General features: G+C 65.0%; 2 protein-coding genes. Both read right to left on the bottom strand.

Annotation, left to right across the window (positions count from 1 at the left end):
• Positions 1-65: 65 nt before the first annotated feature.
• Positions 66-848, bottom strand: coding sequence for an IS21-like element helper ATPase IstB (gene istB, locus E3T23_RS05460; protein WP_134369384.1), 783 nt, complete (start codon positions 846-848; stop codon positions 66-68).
• A complete protein-coding gene (istA, locus tag E3T23_RS05455) occupies positions 848-2,071 on the bottom strand; it encodes an IS21 family transposase (RefSeq protein ID WP_134369383.1) in 1,224 nt (407 codons plus the stop codon). The genes istB and istA overlap by 1 nt, the downstream gene beginning before the upstream one ends.
• Between the last annotated feature and the right edge of the window lie 74 nt (positions 2,072-2,145).

The raw sequence follows: 2,145 nt of genomic DNA, 5'->3' as shown, positions 1-2,145 counted from the left end.
TGTCAGCGACGGTTGAAAAGTAGGCCAATAACGACGGGCGAAAAGTAGTCCACTGTTGTGTCTAACTATTCTGCCGTGTTCTCTGGTCGCGCCGAGGGAAGAGTGTCGATGCCGCTGTTTTTGAGCCGGTAGCTGGAGCCTTTGAGCGTGATGACGTCGGCGTGGTGAACGATTCGGTCGATCATCGCGGCGGCCACGACGTGGTCGCCGAAGACGTCGCCCCATCGGGAGAAGGGGAGGTTGCTGGTCAGGATCAGCGAGGCGTGTTCGTAACGGCTGGAGACGAGCTGGAAGAACAGATTCGCGGCGTCTTGTTCGAACGGGATGTAGCCGACTTCGTCGACGATGATCAGGCCGTAACGGCGGAGCTTCACGAGTTCCTGGGGCAGCCGGCCCAGCTGGTGGGCTGATTGGAGTCGGGTGACCCAGTCCGTTGCTGTGGCGAACAGGACTCGGTGGCCCGCATGGGCGGCTTTGATGCCCAGGCCGATCGCGAGGTGCGTTTTCCCGGTCCCGGGCGGCCCGAGCAGGACCACGTTCTTCGCCTCGGTGAGGAAGGAACCGGTGCCGAGGTGCGCGATCGTGTCTCGCTTGAGTGAGGGCTGGTGGTCGAAGTTGAACTCCTCCAACGATTTCCGGCCGGGGAATCCCGCTGCCCGGATCCGCAGTTCCGCGCCGGAAGACTCCCTCGCGGAGACTTCCCGGGAGAGGACCGCCGCCAAGTATTCCTCGTGAGTCCAACCTGCCTCCCGGGCCTGCTCAGCGAGTCGGGCGGCGGCGTCCCTGATCCTGGGTGCTTTCAACGCGCGGGCGAAGTACTCGATCTCGCTGATCGTTTCGCGGCCCATCAGGCGACTTCACCGTCGAGGTCGAACCGGACCCCGAACGCCGTGTCGTAGTCGGCGAGGTTTCGTTCGAGGCTCTCCTCGACCGGCTCCGCGCGGGTTTGAAACGCGGTTCGCAGGGTCGCGGCGGCGGCAACGTGAGCCCGGTCGGTGATCGTTTGTCCGGTCGACCATGCCCGGTCATGGGACGCGAACAGCCTGTCCTCGAGGGTGACCGTGACCTGGTCCAGGTCCGCCCGAACCTCGACCATTCGTCCGATCCCGGCTGGGTCAACGGAGTAATCGTTGCCGTGGACGCGAACGTAGTAATCGCGCGGCAAGCGGACCCTTGCGGCGAACCCGACCAGCGGCGCGACCGGCGGCAACGCGAGCATCGCGGCCCGGTCCGCCGCGACCAACTCCGTGGGGCGCCCGCCGAGCCGGCGAACAGCCCTCCCGTTCGCCCGGGGCAACCAACTCGCGAGTTGCTCGTTGAAGTCAGCCGGCGAGCGAAACGATCGGCCCGGCAGGAACGATGTCTCCAAGTACTGGTTCGCGCGTTCGACGATGCCTTTGGACTCGGGATCGAAGGGCTTGAGTTGCACGATCCTGGTCGCCAACGTCCCGGTGAATGCCGCGACTCCGTGAGCGAACGCGTTCCGGCGGCCGATGCCGGCCTCGTTGTCCCAGATCAACCGCTTCGGGACCGCGCCCAACTGCCCCGAGATCAATGACCACATGCCCAAGAGCAGATCCGGTGTCGTCCGCGACGGCAACATCACAGCCGTGATGAACCGTGAGAACGAGGACACGACCACCAACACCGGCGGAGACCCGGCCTGGCCGGCGCCGAGCGGGATCTTCACGGGCGGGAACCACAGATCGCATTGCGCCTGATCCCCGGCTGCATACGCGATCCGGTCCGCGGGATCTACCGGCGCATACTCCGGCCGAAGCCTCGCCACATTCTCACGGAACCACGTGATCGAGCCCGACCACGCCAACCTCTCCGCGACGACCGTCGCGGGCATCCTCGGGTGCGCCGCGAGCAGCTCACGGATCCGCGGCTCCAGCTCCCTCAACTCAGACGGCCGAACCGGCCGCTCATACTTCGGCGGCTCATCAGAAGCGATCGCTCGCGCGACCGTGTCCCTGGCCACCCCTAAACGCCGCGCGATCTCTCGCTGCGACACGCCCTCGCTCTTGTGAAGGCGACGAATCAACGCCCAATCTTCCACTGTGATCACCCATCCAATCGTGGTCGAGTGGACTAGTTTTCAACCGTCGATTCTGGCTGGGTATTCAACCGTCGCTGACACGG

This window comes from Cryobacterium cheniae (assembly GCF_004403395.1).
Taxonomy (GTDB): Bacteria; Actinomycetota; Actinomycetes; order Actinomycetales; family Microbacteriaceae; genus Cryobacterium; species Cryobacterium cheniae.
This window is presented reverse-complemented; position numbering and strand designations above follow the sequence as displayed.